The 15,689-nt window shown below is 47.3% G+C and carries 18 protein-coding genes and 1 riboswitch; of the genes, 8 read left to right on the forward strand and 10 right to left on the reverse strand.

The features are described from left to right. Complete coding sequence (locus tag DPF93_RS12970) at positions 1-348, forward strand: gamma-glutamylcyclotransferase family protein (protein ID WP_114766568.1); 348 nt, start codon at positions 1-3, stop codon at positions 346-348. A gap of 32 nt (positions 349-380) precedes the next feature. Then, positions 381-728: a DUF2799 domain-containing protein gene (locus DPF93_RS12975; protein ID WP_114766569.1), complete on the forward strand. Its 348-nt coding sequence runs from the start codon at positions 381-383 to the stop codon at positions 726-728. A gap of 59 nt (positions 729-787) precedes the next feature. Here DPF93_RS12975 and ppa read toward each other — a convergent pair whose 3' ends face one another. Continuing rightward, positions 788-1,315, reverse strand: a complete 528-nt coding sequence (gene ppa / locus DPF93_RS12980; RefSeq protein WP_114766570.1) for an inorganic diphosphatase — start codon at positions 1,313-1,315, stop codon at positions 788-790. A 122-nt stretch (positions 1,316-1,437) separates the two neighbouring features. Next, positions 1,438-2,457, reverse strand: coding sequence for a class 1 fructose-bisphosphatase (gene fbp / locus DPF93_RS12985; protein WP_114766571.1), 1,020 nt, complete (start codon positions 2,455-2,457; stop codon positions 1,438-1,440). A gap of 316 nt (positions 2,458-2,773) precedes the next feature. On the opposite strand from fbp, the gene mpl reads away from it, so the two are divergent. The 5 genes from mpl to thiQ all read left to right on the forward strand — a co-directional run bounded on the left by mpl (position 2,774) and on the right by thiQ (position 8,296). Beyond that, positions 2,774-4,126: a UDP-N-acetylmuramate:L-alanyl-gamma-D-glutamyl-meso-diaminopimelate ligase gene (gene mpl / locus DPF93_RS12990; RefSeq protein ID WP_114766572.1), complete on the forward strand. Its 1,353-nt coding sequence runs from the start codon at positions 2,774-2,776 to the stop codon at positions 4,124-4,126. A 6-nt stretch (positions 4,127-4,132) separates the two neighbouring features. Then, positions 4,133-4,759, forward strand: a complete 627-nt coding sequence (locus DPF93_RS12995) for a flavin prenyltransferase UbiX (RefSeq protein WP_114766573.1) — start codon at positions 4,133-4,135, stop codon at positions 4,757-4,759. 70 nt (positions 4,760-4,829) lie between these two features. Continuing rightward, positions 4,830-4,938: riboswitch (TPP riboswitch) on the forward strand. Between the two features lie 63 nt (positions 4,939-5,001). Next, the gene (gene thiB / locus DPF93_RS13000) at positions 5,002-5,994 is read left to right on the forward strand and encodes a thiamine ABC transporter substrate binding subunit (RefSeq protein ID WP_114766574.1); all 993 of its coding nucleotides are present in this window, start codon (positions 5,002-5,004) and stop codon (positions 5,992-5,994) included. Positions 5,995-6,003: 9 nt separating this feature from the next. Then, the gene (gene thiP / locus DPF93_RS13005; protein WP_114766575.1) at positions 6,004-7,605 is read left to right on the forward strand and encodes a thiamine/thiamine pyrophosphate ABC transporter permease ThiP; all 1,602 of its coding nucleotides are present in this window, start codon (positions 6,004-6,006) and stop codon (positions 7,603-7,605) included. Next, positions 7,592-8,296: a thiamine ABC transporter ATP-binding protein gene (thiQ, locus tag DPF93_RS13010; protein WP_114766576.1), complete on the forward strand. Its 705-nt coding sequence runs from the start codon at positions 7,592-7,594 to the stop codon at positions 8,294-8,296. Before thiP ends, thiQ begins: the two co-directional genes overlap by 14 nt. An 81-nt stretch (positions 8,297-8,377) precedes the next feature. Here the strand turns inward: thiQ and yjgA are convergent, their stop codons facing one another. Then, positions 8,378-8,905 carry a ribosome biogenesis factor YjgA gene (gene yjgA, locus DPF93_RS13015; protein WP_114766577.1) on the reverse strand — a complete coding sequence of 176 codons (528 nt, stop codon included), beginning with the start codon at positions 8,903-8,905 and terminating at the stop codon, positions 8,378-8,380. Positions 8,906-9,014: 109 nt separating this feature from the next. Here yjgA and pmbA point away from each other — a divergent pair, with 109 nt between their 5' ends. Then, positions 9,015-10,358 carry a metalloprotease PmbA gene (gene pmbA, locus DPF93_RS13020; protein ID WP_114766578.1) on the forward strand — a complete coding sequence of 448 codons (1,344 nt, stop codon included), beginning with the start codon at positions 9,015-9,017 and terminating at the stop codon, positions 10,356-10,358. An 80-nt stretch (positions 10,359-10,438) separates the two neighbouring features. On the opposite strand, the gene ruvX is transcribed toward pmbA, so the two are convergent. The 7 genes from ruvX to DPF93_RS13055 form a co-directional block, all read right to left on the reverse strand. Continuing rightward, positions 10,439-10,867 carry a Holliday junction resolvase RuvX gene (gene ruvX, locus DPF93_RS13025; protein WP_075649604.1) on the reverse strand — a complete coding sequence of 143 codons (429 nt, stop codon included), beginning with the start codon at positions 10,865-10,867 and terminating at the stop codon, positions 10,439-10,441. A 72-nt stretch (positions 10,868-10,939) separates the two neighbouring features. Further along, on the reverse strand, positions 10,940-11,503 hold the full coding sequence (locus DPF93_RS13030; protein WP_114766579.1) for a YqgE/AlgH family protein: 564 nt from the start codon (positions 11,501-11,503) through the stop codon (positions 10,940-10,942). A 54-nt stretch (positions 11,504-11,557) separates the two neighbouring features. After that, positions 11,558-12,505: a glutathione synthase gene (gshB, locus tag DPF93_RS13035; RefSeq protein ID WP_114766580.1), complete on the reverse strand. Its 948-nt coding sequence runs from the start codon at positions 12,503-12,505 to the stop codon at positions 11,558-11,560. 12 nt (positions 12,506-12,517) lie between these two features. Continuing rightward, positions 12,518-13,249, reverse strand: coding sequence for a 16S rRNA (uracil(1498)-N(3))-methyltransferase (rsmE, locus tag DPF93_RS13040; RefSeq protein WP_114766581.1), 732 nt, complete (start codon positions 13,247-13,249; stop codon positions 12,518-12,520). Between the two features lie 106 nt (positions 13,250-13,355). Then, the gene (locus DPF93_RS13045; RefSeq protein ID WP_114766582.1) at positions 13,356-14,075 is read right to left on the reverse strand and encodes an endonuclease; all 720 of its coding nucleotides are present in this window, start codon (positions 14,073-14,075) and stop codon (positions 13,356-13,358) included. 75 nt (positions 14,076-14,150) lie between these two features. Beyond that, positions 14,151-14,648, reverse strand: a complete 498-nt coding sequence (locus DPF93_RS13050) for a SprT family zinc-dependent metalloprotease (RefSeq protein ID WP_114766583.1) — start codon at positions 14,646-14,648, stop codon at positions 14,151-14,153. An 80-nt stretch (positions 14,649-14,728) separates the two neighbouring features. Beyond that, positions 14,729-15,529 carry a DUF2189 domain-containing protein gene (locus tag DPF93_RS13055; RefSeq protein WP_114766584.1) on the reverse strand — a complete coding sequence of 267 codons (801 nt, stop codon included), beginning with the start codon at positions 15,527-15,529 and terminating at the stop codon, positions 14,729-14,731. Positions 15,530-15,689: the final 160 nt, after the last annotated feature.

Raw genomic sequence — 15,689 nt, forward strand, 5'->3', positions numbered from 1 at the left:
ATGCAGCAGTTGGTTTTTGTTTATGGCACCTTGCGTCAAGGAGAGAGCAATCATCATTACCTCGCTGGAGCCGAGTTCCTCGGCTTATACGAGACGCCGCCTGAGTATGCCCTCTATGATCTTGGCGCCTATCCAGCCGTAATAAGTGGGCACCAAGTGATTTTTGGCGAAGTTTATTTGATTGATGATCAAATTCTCACAGGGTTGGACGCGCTAGAAGATGTGCCAGTCGAGTACCGCCGCGAGCAAATCGCCACTTCGTTTGGCGATGCTTGGATCTATCTTTATCAAGATGCCGCCAAGCTCGACTTACTGATCTCCTCCGGAGATTGGTGTCAGCGTCTATAATCAAAAGGTGATTTTGGTTAAGGAGAGAGTCGATGAGTTGGAAAGCGTTAGGGTTATCATTATTGCTTGTTGGGTGTTCTTCACAGATCGAACCTATGTTGTCTGATGACCCAACGGTTTGGCAATCTTATGGGCAAGAAAGAGCCATGGGTGGTTACATTGTCCAATCGGAGAAAAAACTCGCAGCTTTTTCGCTTTCCGGCGAAGTGTCTGCTGAGCAGTACCAAGCCTATTTGTCTGGTTATGAAGTGGGTAAAGCGGCTTACTGTGAACAAGATGCCAGAATGTTAGCGCGCACAGGCAAGCCATATCGTGGCATTTGTGACGATATCAAACCGTTTTTCCGCGAGGATTACTGGAATTATCAGCAAAACCTTTAATCATCTGCTAAACAATAAAAGCCAGCAAACGCTGGCTTTTTCGATCTTAGCTAACGCGATTATTTTTGCGTGCGTTGGTAAGATTCTAAGATCTCTTGGCGCGCAGCTTCTGCGTCTGCCCAACCATCTACTTTAACCCATTTACCTGCTTCAAGCTCTTTGTAACGCTCGAAGAAGTGGGTGATTTGTGCTTTGAGTAGTTCAGGCAGGTCGTCGACATCTTGAATATGGTCGTACTCTTTAGACAGTTTAGTATGCGGAACAGCAACGACCTTAGCGTCTTCCCCTGATTCATCGGTCATTTTCAATACGCCAACTGGGCGACAGCGAATCACAGAGCCTGGGATAAGTGGAAATGGGGTTGGGACTAAAACATCAACCGGGTCGCCATCAAGCGACAGGGTATTATTCACATAACCATAGTTACATGGGTAGAACATTGGAGCAGACATAAAACGGTCGACAAATACCGCCCCTGAGTCTTTATCTACTTCATATTTAATCGGGTCAGCATTGGCTGGGATTTCAATCACTACATACAGATCATCGGGCAAAGATTTACCTGCAGGTACGTCATTCAAGCTCATGTATTATATCCTTATGCTTACTTGGTCAAAAATGCGTCTATTACCTTAAAGCGAAATGCGCGCTAATGTAAATAAATGGTTATGAAAAAAGCGCCCTAAGGCGCTTTTATTCTGCTTACGAGTTACTGCTCGTCGTCGCGATATTTCTCAATAAACTCTTCGACTTTGTTAACCATATTCTTTGAACCGACCACAAATGGCACTCGCTGATGCAATTCAGTCGGCTTAATATCCATAATGCGGTTGACGCCATCGGATGCTGTACCACCCGCTTGCTCGGCAATGTATGCCATCGGGTTGCACTCATAAAGTAAACGCAGCTTACCATTTGGATGGCTTTGTGTACTTGGGTAGAGGTAGACCCCGCCTTTGAGTAGGTTACGGTGGAAGTCCGCGACCAATGAGCCAATGTAGCGTGAAGTGTATGGACGCTTGGTGGCAGTATCATTTTCTTGGCAGTACTTAATGTACTTTTTAATTCCCATTGGGAAGCGGGTATAGTTCCCTTCGTTGATCGAGTAGATTTGCCCATCTTGCGGAATCATCATGTTTTCATGCGACAGGCAGAAAGTGCCAAGTGATGGGTCGTAAGTAAAACCATTTACTCCGTTACCAGTGGTGTAAACCAGCATGGTGGAGGAGCCATAAATAACATAACCGGCGGCGACTTGCTTATTACCCGGTTGCAAGAAATCTTCTTGAGTTGGCGGGGTTCCAATTGGAGAGACGCGACGGTAGATCGAAAAGATGGTGCCGACTGAAACGTTGACATCAATGTTAGAGGAACCATCGAGTGGGTCCATCAGAACCACGTATTTGGCATTCTTATTGAGCTCTTTGTTGAATGCGACCGCTTCATCTTCCTCTTCACTGGCAACGCCACACACCTGATCGCGCGCTTCCAAAGCGGCTTTGAACTTTTCATTAGCGTACAAATCGAGTTTTTGTTGCTCCTCACCTTGTACGTTTTCCGCACCTACAGAGCCCGTAATATCAGCTAGACCGGCTTTATTGATCTCGCGGTTAACAATTTTGGCGGCAAGGCGAATAGAAGAAAGTAACGAAGAAAGATCGCCACTTGCGTGCGGGAAGTCTGCTTGTTTCTCAACGATAAATTCGCCAAGGGTGCGCATTCCAGACATGATGTTTCCTTTTTGGTTAGCTATTGGGGCTTAATCAATGGTGGGTTTTCTATGAAACCTCACCGCTAGTTATGTCGTCAGATGGACGACAACAAAGGCTATCTGTTAAGTGTAAGACGTAGATCTTTTTATGGGTAATGAAGTAATTGCTTGAGATCTCAATTTATTTAGTTGGTGAATAGCGCGTTTGTTCGCTCAATCGTCTGTGCTTGTTTCTGCTACGCTGCAGCGATTTGCGTGATCAAAATGGTTCGCTTTTCTGACTATAAACGCCATAATGAAGCGGTTAATTTTCGCGTAATACAAGGTTTAGTTTATGCATATTCATATCTTGGGGATCTGCGGCACCTTTATGGGTGGTGCGGCAATGTTGGCGCGCCAGTTAGGCCATAAAGTGACGGGAAGCGATGCCAATGTTTACCCACCAATGAGCACAATGCTTGAATCTCAAGGTATTGAAATTATAGAAGGTTTTGACCCTTCGCAATTAAACCCTGCGCCAGATTTGGTGGTGATTGGTAACGCCATGAGTCGTGGTAATCCATGTGTTGAATATGTACTAAATAACAATCTGCGTTACACCTCGGGACCGCAATGGTTGCAAGAGTTTCTGTTACATGACCGCTGGGTATTAGCGGTGTCAGGTACCCATGGCAAAACCACCACTTCGAGCATGTTGGCTTGGGTATTGGAAGAGTGTGGTTATCAACCTGGTTTCCTTGTTGGCGGTGTATTGGGCAACTTTGGCATTTCGGCGCGATTGGGCGAAAGTATGTTTTTTGTCGTCGAAGCCGACGAATATGACAGTGCTTTTTTTGATAAGCGTTCAAAGTTTGTGCACTACCACCCGCGCACGTTAGTGATGAATAACCTTGAATTTGATCATGCGGATATCTTTGATGATCTGGAGGCGATCCAGCGTCAATTCCACCATTTAGTGCGCACCGTGCCAGGAAATGGTCGTATTCTCGCTCCGCGCAAAGATGCTGCAATTGCTAATGTGCTGGAGCGTGGGTGCTGGAGTGAAACCGAATTTACCGGTGAAAGCGGCGAGTGGCATGCGGAGAAAGTCATTAAAGATGGTTCAGAATTCCGTGTTTATCTTAAACAGCAGCATGTTGGGACGGTGAAATGGGATTTAGTCGGCGACCACAACGTTGATAATGCTCTGATGGCGATTGCTGCGGCGCGTCATGTTGGCGTTACGCCTGATCTGGCTTGTGAAGCGTTGGGTAAATTTATCAATACCAAGCGTCGTCTAGAGCTTAAAGGCGAGGTCAACGGCATCAAAGTGTATGACGACTTTGCCCATCACCCAACAGCGATTGAACTGACCAGTGGTGGTTTGCGTAACAAGGTCGGCACAGACAAAATCATCGCTGTGCTTGAACCACGCTCTGCGACGATGAAGCGTGGGGTACATAAAGAAACCTTAGCCGCCTCACTACATCATGCCGATGAAGTGTATCTCTATCAGCCACAAGGCATTGAATGGTCGGTGCAAGATATTGCTAAGCAATGTTCACAACCGGCATTTAGCAGTGCGGATATTGATCAATTAGTGATGCAGATCGCGGCAAGCGCGAAACCGGGTGATCATATTTTGGTGATGAGTAACGGTGGCTTTGAAGGTATTCACGCTAAGCTTTTGGCTAAACTTGCGGAATAACAGTTAATGACTAAGCAAAACAGCAAAGCAATTACCCTCGCTTTTACTGGCGCTTCAGGCGCACCCTATGGGTTGCGTCTGCTTGAGTGCTTACTCGCGGCGGATTATCAGGTTTATCTGCTGATCTCATCGGCGGCACGTGTGGTGCTAGCCACAGAGCATGGTTTAAAACTACCCAGTGGTCCTGATGCGGCCAAACAAGCTTTGGTTGAACATCTCAATTGCGACCCAGAAAAATTGGTGGTGTGCGGCAAGGATGATTGGTTCTCGCCTGTCGCGTCAGGTTCTGCCGCACCTAAACAAATGGTGGTGTGTCCATGCTCTGCTGGCAGCGTGGCAGCTATTGCTCATGGTATGTCAGATAATTTGATTGAGCGTGCAGCTGATGTGGTGATGAAAGAGCGTGGTCAACTGCTGTTGGTGGTGCGTGAAACGCCTTTTTCTACCTTACATTTAGAAAATATGCATAAGCTATCGCAAATGGGGGTGACGATTATGCCAGCGGCGCCAGGTTTTTATCATCAACCAAAAAACATTGAAGATTTAGTCGATTTTATGGTGGCGAGAATTTTAGATCATTTAGGTGTTGAGCAAGGTCTCGTGCCACGTTGGGGTTATGATCAACGCAGCTAGTTGCCATCCGGTTACATTTGTGTCGGTAATTGGTTGTAGCCATTAACAAACGGAATGATTACAATCCATCCGAAACTCATCGGGGAGCAAAGTGCTGGGCACTGGCTGAGATCGACGCTTGTCGGGACCCGTGACCTGAACCAGATAATGCTGGCGTAGGAATTGAGTCAGGATAATTGATGATTATGGATAATTAAGCCTCGACTTCAAACCTGTGCCGCTCAACCTTTGGAGAGCGAACAGTGAAAACCACTCTAACAGCCCTAGCTGTGGCTTGTGCTTCTTTTTCGGCGATTGCCGCAGATAATACACTGACTATCTACACCTATGACTCTTTTGCTGCCGATTGGGGACCAGCTCCGGCAGTTAAAAAAGCCTTTGAAGCGCAATGTGATGGCTGTGAAGTTAACTTTGTTGCTTTAGATGATGGTGTCTCAATTCTTAACCGTTTGCGTTTGGAAAACGGTAACAGCAAAGCGGATATCGTATTAGGTTTGGACAACAACCTAATGGCAGAAGCAAAGAAAACTGGCTTTTTGGCTGAGCACTCGGTGGATACCTCAAGCGTCATCATTCCAGGTGGTTGGCAAGATAAAACCTTTGTCCCTTATGACTTTAGCTACTTCGCTTTTGTTTACAACACCGAGAAACTGACCAATCCACCGACCAGCCTGAAAGAGTTGGTTGAGCAGCGTGACGATCTAAAAGTTATCTACCAAGATCCGCGTACCTCGACACCGGGACAAGGCTTTATGTTGTGGATGAAGTCAGTCTATGGTGATGATGTTGCTGCGGCGTGGCAGAAAGTCGCGAAGAAAACGGTAACCGTAACCAAAGGTTGGTCAGAAGCGTATTCTATGTTCCTTGAGGGTGAGGCTGACATGGTGTTGTCATACACAACTTCACCGGCCTATCACATTATTGCCGAGCAAGATAAGCGCTTTGCTGCGGCTAACTTCTCTGAAGGTCATTACACCCAAGTTGAAGTGGCAGCGAAAGTTAAAGGTTCGCAAAACCCAGAGCTAGCCGAGCAATTTATGCAGTTTATTCTGAGCGAAGGGTTCCAATCGGCAATGCCAACTGGCAACTGGATGTACCCAGTGACTGACATCAAGTTGCCGCAAGGGTATGAAGCTTTGACCGTGCCAGCTAAGGCGCTCAGCTTTACTTCTGATGAAGTCGCTGCGCAGCGTAAGGCTTGGATTCGCGAATGGCAAAGTGCATTGACTCGATAGGATGCTTGTTTGAATCGTACGCCTAAAATCGGGCTGGTGGTCGCGATGCTTATCGCGACCTTTGTTTTTTCAGCCCTTGCTGCCTTGTTTCACGCAGCACCCTCACTTAATGTTCTTTCGGTATGGCAAGATCCGTACTACCGTCATGTAACACAATTTAGCTTCTACCAATCGTTTCTTTCAACACTGCTCAGCGTTGGCTTTGCTTTGCCAGTTGCTCATGCGCTGTCTAAACGCGATTTTAAAGGTAAATCGCTGTTGCTAAGGCTGTTCAGTTCCACCTTAGTTTTGCCTGTTTTAGTTGGGGTTTTTGGCCTGTTGGCGATTTATGGTAATTCGGGGTTGTTCGCCGATCTATTTGCCTATTTCGGTGGTGAGCTGCCGTTTTCTATCTATGGACTAAACGGCATTTTACTCGCGCACGCATTCTTTAATTTGCCTTACGCTGCCCGGCTTTTGTTACAGGCTTTGGAGTCGATTCCACAAGAGCAGCATAAGCTGTGTGCGCATCTTGGTATGAGCCAATGGCAGAAATTTAAGTGGGTAGAGTGGCCGCGTTTGCGTCAACAACTGCCTCATGTCTCTGGTTTAGTGTTTATGTTGTGCTTTACCAGTTTTGCTACTGTGATGGCGCTGGGAGGCGGTCCCAAGTCAACGACGATTGAATTGGCTATCTACCAAGCGATCAAGTTTGATTTTGACCTGCAAGCTGGCGCATTGTTGGCAATTTGGCAGATGCTGCTGTGTGGTGTGTTAGCTCTGACTATTCAAAGGTTAGCTAAGCCAGTTGCGGTCACTAGCGGCTCGACAACCCGTCAGCGTTATTTGGTCAATGACACTCTGAAATGGCGACTTTGGGATGGCGCTTGGATTGCGATGGCGAGCCTACTGGTGGTGCCACCGCTGTTAGTGGTGATCATCAGTGGGTTGAACTCGCAGCTATTTAGCGTACTGAGTGATGCTCGTTTTTGGCAAGCATTGCTGGCTTCTCTGCAAGTGGCTGTGGTGGCGAGTGTGATTGCACTATCTGCAGGTCTTGCGGTATTGACCACCAGTCGCCGTTTACGTCTCAATCACAAGGAGCGCCGAGCTGATCAGATTGAGTTACTCGGGACGATCATTTTAGTCACGCCCGGCTTGGTGATCTCCACCGGACTGTTCTTACTACTGCGCAACGTTACTGACGTGTTCAGTATGGCTTTTTTTATTGTTGTTGCGGTCAATGCTTTAATGGGTTTGCCTTATGTGGTGAAAACGCTTTCGCAGCCGATGTTGCAGATTGAGCAGCAATACCAGTACCTAGCCGCAAGTTTGGGGCTAAAAGGCTGGCAACGCTTTAAAGTGGTGGAATGGCGCGGATTGAAAAAGCCAATGGCGCATGCTTTTGCGATCAGTTTTATGTTGGCGATTGGTGATCTTGGCGCGATTGCCTTATTTGGTGGACAAGAGTTTCGCACGCTACCTCTGTATCTATTCCAACTGCTAGGCAGCTACCAAATGGAAGCGGCTGGGGTGGTTTCGTTGACCCTGCTGGTATTGAGCGTGGTCTGTTTTACCTTGATTGAAAAACTGTTTAAAGCGGATGCAAAGGTTAGCCATGATAAACGTTAAGCAAGTTCACTATACCTATCATAATCAACCATTCGATTTCGACTTGCAGATAGCGCCTGGCTCGATTTGTGCTCTGATGGGACCAAGTGGTGCGGGTAAGTCGACGCTTTTGGCATTAATGGCGGGTTTTATCGAGCCACTGAGTGGCGACATCATTGCTGCCGGCGACTCGCTGATAGGTAAAGCGCCACACCAAAGACCTGTCGCGATGTTGTTTCAAGAGCATAACTTGTTTGCTCATTTGAGCGTTCGAGAAAATATCGGTTTAGGTTTGCACCCTGGCCTAAAACTGACGGCTGAGCAACATCAGCAAGTGGAGTTGGCTGCACAACAAGTGGGAGTGGGTGAGTTTCTTGACCGTCTACCAGAGCAACTCTCAGGTGGACAACGTCAACGAGTCGCGTTGGCGCGCTGTTTTGTTCAGCCACATCCGATTTGGCTACTGGATGAACCTTTCTCTGCGCTTGATCCGCTGTTGCGAGAAGAAATGTTGAACTTGGTACTGCGTTTAGCCAATGAACGCAATCTAACCGTGGTGATGGTGACGCACCATGTCAGTGATGCGCGTTCAATTGCGACGGACTTTGCCTTTATCACGGATGGCAAAATTAGTGTTGCCGAGAAGATTAATCAGCTGAGTGCTGAGCACTCAAACCCTGAGCTAGCGGCGTTTGTTAAAGCGGGACATTGATCGGGTGATAGCAGATTCAAAAAATAAAAAAGGTTGCCGAATTGGCAACCTTTTGACTATTTCGCACAGCGTTAACTCGAGTTAGAACTCTTCGTCATTCAGCTCTTTGATGATTTGGAAAATTTCACGGTACGCCTTTGGTGGCTTGTTCGATGATTTTTCTTTTGCTGCTTGACGAGCTAGCTGGCGTAGACGTTGACGGTCTGCCGCTGGGTAAAGCTCCATCACTTCTTCAATTGCTGCGTCGCCTTGCTCAACAACACGATCACGCAGTTGCTCAAGTTTGTGCAGTACCGCCGTGTTTTGTGAGTGCTTGTTACGAATCTTATCCAGTGCCGCTTGAATTGGTTCTGGATCTTCGTAACGCATCAATTTACCAATGCGTTGCAATTGACGACGACGCGCTTCGTTTTTAAAACGTTGTGCATCTTGAATCGCTTCCGCTAGCTCTTCGCTCAATGGGAATTTTTTCAGCGTAGAAGGCTTTAGACCAACCAGCTCTTCGCCTAGTTTTTGCAACTCTTCCATATCGCGTTTCATCTCGGATTTACTAACCCAGATGATCTCTTCTTCCGGTTCCCATGGCGCTTTTTGATTTTTACGTGCCATCTGTTTTGCCTTATTTGACTATCTATTCCTCTATTTTAACAAGAATCGTGGGGAGAAAGCGAAATTCTTGTTATCCTAGAAGCAATACTCACCAATATTTAGATGAAATATGGACGTAAAAGAGCAAGTCGCTCAGCAACGTGCTGAGCTAGAAGCTGCAGTCGCTAAAGCGCTGGAGATGGCAGCAGTCAAAGCTGATGCCGCAGAAGTTGCCATTACTAAGTCAACCGGCTTAAGTGTTTCCACTCGTATGTGCGAAGTGGAAAACGTGGAATTCAATAGCGATGGTGCGCTGGGTATTACTGTTTACCGCGGTCAACGTAAAGGCAGTGCATCAACTTCTGATTTGAGTGAGAAGGCGATTCAGCAAACGGTATTAGCCGCGTTAGATATCGCACAATACACTTCTGAAGATCCTTGTGCGGGTCCTGCACCAAAAGAATTAATGGTGCAAGAGATCCCCGATCTTGACTTGTTCCACCCTGACACGCCCGATCCTGATTACGCAGCGCAAGTGGCGATTGCCGCAGAAGAGCGCGCATTGGCGTTTAGCAGCAAAATCAAGCAGAGCGATGGTGCGAGCTACGATAGCCATTACGGCGTGAAAGTATATGGTAACAGCCATGGCTTACTGGCTAGTTATGCTAGCAGCCGTCACAGCACCAGTTGTTGTGTGATTGGTCAAGGTGGCAATGGTGAAATGGAGCGTGATTACAGCTATACCGTTGCGCGTCATAAAGATGATTTATGGGCACCAGAGCAAGTTGGTGCGCAAGCCGCTGAGAAAACGGTAAGTCGCTTAGACGCGAAGCGTCTTGCTACCGGTAAATACCCAGTGATGTTTGCTGCTGATGTGGCGACAGGGCTGTTAGGTCACCTAGTGATGGCGATCAGTGGTGGCAACCTTTACCGCAAATCTTCGTTTTTGCTTGACCATCTAGGTGAACAGGTTCTACCAAGCTGGTTTAATCTTTCTGAGCGTCCGCATGTTTTGCGTGGTCTAGCGTCTAGCCCATTTGATAGTGAAGGTGTCTACACCCGTGATACGGAAATTATCACTGATGGTGTATTGGCAACCTACCTGCTAACCAGTTACGCGGCGCGTAAGATGAAAATGACCCCAACGGGTCATGCTGGTGGTATCCATAACTGTTACGTGCAATCAACCGGTCAGAACTTTGAGCAGATGCTCAAAGAGCTGGGGACTGGCTTGCTAGTGACAGAAGTTATGGGACAGGGCGTTAACGTGGTGACGGGTGATTACTCACGCGGTGCTGCGGGCTTCTGGGTTGAAAACGGTCAGATCCAATACCCTGTGTCTGAAATTACCATTGCGGGTAATTTAAAAGATATGTATCAGCAGATTGTCGCGGTTGGCTGTGATGTCGAAACGCGTTCACAGATCCAAACCGGTTCTATCCTGCTAGAAACCATGAAGGTAGCAGGCGAGTAATCGCACTCAATTGGAAACGAAAAATCCCAAGCTCAAGCTTGGGATTTTTGTTTTCAGCAAATGTTCACTGAGCAGGGCGATTATTCACCCCACTGGGCTTCAAACCAACTTTCTAAAATCACCACGGCAGATTGGCAGTCGATATTGCCTTTCGAGAGTGCTTTATAGCCACCCATTGAAAACAGCTCTGCACGCGCTTCTGCGGTGGATAGACGTTCATCATGCAGCTCAACAGGTAAGCCGTAACGACCTTGTAGGCGCTTAGCGAATTTCTTCGCACGTGGCGTGATGGTCTCTAAGTCTTTACCGTGCAAATCGGTGGGTAGACCAACGACAAGTAGGTTGGGTTGCCACTCTTTGATCTGCTTTTCAATGTCATCCCAGTTGGGGATGCCGTCATTGGCTTTGAAGGCTTTAAGTGGTGAAGCGGTGCCAGTGATCTCTTGACCAATTGCACTGCCAATGCTCTTGGTGCCAAAGTCGAAAGCCATGATGGTTCTGTCAGACATAGTTTACTTCTAATTAATATTTAAAGGAGTGAGTTGCGAGCATTAATCGACGCAACTGTTTATCGCTACAGCTTAGGCATGCCCAATGTCGCTTGATAGTTGGGCGACATCAATACCGAGCATCTGTACTGCTTTTTGCCAGCGCTCTTTCACCGGGGTTTCAAACAGCACACTTGGGTCCGCTTCTACCGTTAACCAGGAGTTTTCCGCCAATTCGACTTCTAATTGTCCGGCTTCCCAACCTGAGTAACCGAGTGCGACTAAATAGTGATTCGGCTCAGCTTCGGTCCCCAAAACACTTAAGATATCTTTTGAGGTGGTGACTGAGATTTGGTCGGTCATCTGAATACTCGACTCGTAACGGTCTTTTGGTTGATGCAAAATAAACCCACGATCTTCTGATACCGGACCGCCGTTAAGCACTGGCATCGCCAGATTATCAGTTCTTAGCTGGGGATGAACTGGCTCGACATTGACTTGTTCAAGCATTTTACCGACGGTGATCTCTATTGGTGAGCTGATCATCAGCCCCATGGCACCATCTTGGTTGTGTTCACAAATGTAGATAACGCTGCGTTTGAAATAGGGATCTTTCATCCCTGGCATTGCGACCAAAAAGTGGTTAGTTAAATTCATAAGTATCCAGCCTTATGTCAAACCAAGTTGGGGCGGCAAGCGCCCCGTTGGATTCTATTTTTGAATGCGGCGCTCGATTGCATCCATCAACTTGCCCGTAATTGAGATATCGAAAGCGGCTTCGATTTCACGAATACAAGTCGGGCTTGTTACATTGATTTCAGTTAGTTTGTCGCCAATAACGTCGAGACCGACAAAGATCAGACCTTTTTCTTTAAGTGTAGGCGCTACAGCTTCAGCGATCTGTTTATCTGTCTCGCTAAGTGGACGCGCTTCGCCGCGACCGCCAGCGGCTAGGTTACCACGGGTTTCACCTTCTGCTGGGATGCGCGCTAGGCAGTAAGGCATAGGCTCGCCATCAACCACCAGAATGCGTTTATCACCGTTACTGATGTCTGGCACGAAGGTTTGCGCCATCGCGTAGTTTTGACCGTGGTTAGTCAGCATTTCAATGATCACTGATACGTTTGGATCGTTCTCTTTGACACGGAAAATTGAAGCACCGCCCATACCATCAAGAGGCTTTAAGATCACATCGCCATGCTCTTCACGGAAAGCTTTAATTTTTTCTGCTTTACGCGTCACAATCGTGGTTGGCGTCAACTCTGGGAACCAAGCAGTAAATAGCTTTTCGTTACAGTCACGTAGGCTTTGCGGTTTGTTGACGATCAGCGCGCCTTCATCTTCTGCACGCTCAAGGATGTAGGTCGCGTAGATGTATTCAGTGTCGAAAGGGGGATCTTTACGCATCAACACCGCGTCTAAGTCAGCTAACTTAATCGTTTGTTCGGACTTAAATTCATACCAGCCATTTGGATCTTCTTTGAGTTCAACCACTTTGGTATCTGCGATAGCAACACCTTGATCTAGGTGCAGATCATTCATTTCCATATAGTGGATTTCGTAGCCACGACGCTGCGCTTCTAGCATCATGGCAAAGCTAGAATCCTTCTTAATGTTGATGGACGAAATAGGGTCCATCACAATGCCAAGTTTGATCATGATCTTCTCCGTTTAACCAAGGTCGCCAAAGCGAACTTGCAGGGCTGTAATTGCCGTTAACGCTGCGGTTTCAGTGCGCAGGACGCGCGGACCTAACAACGTTTCTTCAAATTGGTATTCTTGTGTCATATCGATCTCTTGGGCAGACAAGCCGCCTTCAGGACCAATCAATAGACGCACTTTTTCCACCGGTGTTGGTAGCGTGTTGATTGAGTATTTTGCGCGTGGATGCAGGTTGAGTTTCAAGCCGTCGTATTCTTCTGCACACCAATCTTCAAGTTTCATGATTGGGCGGATCTCTGGCACGGTATTACGACCACATTGCTCACAAGCACTAATGGCGATCTTTTGCCATTGGTCGAGCTTCTTCTCGAAACGCTTTTGATCCAGCTTGACGCCACAACGCTCAGAAATCAGTGGCGTAATAGTGTTGACGCCAAGTTCTACCGATTTTTGAATGGTGAACTCCATCTTATCGCCACGGGAGACCACTTGGCCAAGATGCAGATCCAAAGGCGATTCACTGCTGCGCTCAACACGCTCAGTCACTTCTACTTCAACTGTTTTTTTCGATACCGAGCTAATTACGGCTGGAAACTCAGCACCGCTACCATCAAATAACAACACCTCTTGACCCGCCTGCATGCGCAGTACGCGACCAATGTGACCGGCAGCATCATCGCTTAGGGCGATTACGCCAAGTTGGTGAATAGTTTCAGGGTGATAAATTCGAGGAATTCGCATGGTGTATCAGTTCCAGCTTAATTTTAATATCTAGAGAGTAACATGGATGCGTTAAGCAGAAAAAACAAGGGAGCGACTGCTTAACGCCATGGTTAATTATTTATGCTTATAGCTTACGACAGGCTTCAATCACAAATGGGTTGTGGTTGCCTTGTACTTTAGCGATATGCTTGTCGCGCTCACATTCCCACTTTTGTGCTGGATAGGTTTTATTCCACGCCAGCATTAGGTTGCGTTGCTGCTTGGATAACTTGAAGCCATATTCTTGGCTCATGTAGAGATAAGTGCGGGCAATCGAGCCACGAGCGCGATCGGGTGGCATCACTTGGCGCTGCTTAAAGTTAACCTGCATCTCACAAGCACCATAGGTCACCCCATCAATGCCGTTCCACTGACTAAAGTTAAAGTTAGAGCGGTCACCGTTAACTTCGCCAATAGCGGGCGTAAGATTGTGCAGATCGGCTTCCATCATCTTGAACTGCTTATCACGGCGTGAGCAATTCTTGCGGCCACCATCTTGCCAACATTGCAATTGATGCCCAAATTGCCATGCGGGTACAACGTGTTCCCACTCAATGCGCGTAGCACGTACTTTTTGCGTTTGTTTGCGGATCTTGTAACCACAACCTTCAAGATCTGGGATGCCTTTTTTACCCTGCCAGTTAATATCACAACCGCAATAAAAGCTGGTGGCATAATTGAGATCTTGTTCGAGATCTTTATAGATATTGACCGCTTCACGTTTCGCGGCAGAAAAGGAACTAGGTGGCGCAGCCACAGCACTACCTGCCGTTACAGCAAGCAATAGACATAAGAGTTTACGCATGAAAAAGTCTTAGAAAGGAATGACTCTTTGCATCATATCACTCAAATTACAACTTGTTAGCTGATAATTTTACAATTAAGACAACTGGCGACCAGTGAAGGTGAGCAGTTGCTGGCACTTCTGGCAGCGATAACTGGCTTGGTGGCGAATCACTTTATTATGGCGACGAATCGACAGTGGGTAGAAGGTGCATTGGCACTGATATTCAAAGGTTTTACCTTGCACCGAACTAGTAGCAAAACTGTGAGTGGTATTGGCTGATACGCCAAACACCGCTTCCATTACGCCTTGCCACTCTTTGCCATGTGGACGTACGCGTCCATAGACTTGATAGGTGATCAAATGCGCCACTTCATGAGGAATGACCTCTTCAAGAAAAGCGTGTTGGTTCTCTACAAATAGCACCGGATTTAAGCGGATCTCATTCAGTTGCAAGTAAGCTTTGCCGGCTGCTTTGCCACGCAAGCCGTAACGCATAATCGGTTTGGCGAACGGACGTTTAAATGCTTGTTCAGCTAATTGTAAGCAGTGAGCGACCTTTTGCTGCGCTCGGTAGCGAAGTTCTATATCCAAAGTGATTCCGTCGTGCTAGAGACAATTCAGCCCAGCAATAGAGCTGGGCTGAGGCATCATAGCGTGGAAGGTTTAATCTGTTAAGGTTGATGTTTCTTCTTAATCACTTCGTGATAACCGTGCCATGTGGCGTAGCCTAGGATAGGCATGGTAAACAACATCCCAATCCCGTAAGTGGCAAAGCCGATTAGCACCCCACCACAAATTACCGCAGCCCATACCACCATCGCTGGAATATTGGATCGCACGGCGTTAAAGCTGGTAAACACAGCCGTCATCATATCTACGCGACGTTCCATCATTAGTGGGATAGAGAAGGCAGAAATACTGAAAACGACACAGGCTAAAACAAATCCCACCATGGAGCCAATCACCAAGAAGGGAAGAAAATCGGTCAGTGGTGCACCTTGTACAGAAGGGTAGAGTGCATGCAGTAAAGCGGCAATACGCATCCAGAAAATCATACACACCGCGAGTAGCACGGCGAATGCCCATTGTGAACTGGAATTGCGACCTATGGCTTTGATGGAGTGGAATAGGCTGGCGTTATGACCCCGTTCTCGTTCCCAACTGGCGTCGTAAAGACCCAGAGCAAGAAAAGGACCAATCAGCATGTAAACCACTAAGCTTGGCATGATCACCAAATGAGTGCCTTGCCATTGCACTAGTAGCACGATACCTACCGCGGCTGCCATAAAACAGAGCCCATAAAAGGCACTGATAATTGGCATACGTACAAAGTCGTGCAGACCGAGTGCGAGCCAATGAAACGGCGCACTAATGCTCACCGCATTGCAGGGAAAAGTACGAGCGTATTCGTGGTTGGGGACCGTTTTCCGCTCTTGTTTGAGTTCCGATGGGGTGTTAACTGTTCGAGGCATGACTCCTCCTTGATTGTCTCTCACTAATGCCACTAGCGCATGTGGCTATGGATGATGTCTGGCTGACGTTGGACATCTATTCTGTCGTGAGCCGCATCATGGTTTTGTACGTCATAAATAACATTTAACATTAATTTAACTATTGGCGCAGATGAGAGAA

The organism is Vibrio rhodolitus (genome assembly GCF_003350325.1).
GTDB lineage: Bacteria > Pseudomonadota > Gammaproteobacteria > Enterobacterales > Vibrionaceae > Vibrio > Vibrio rhodolitus.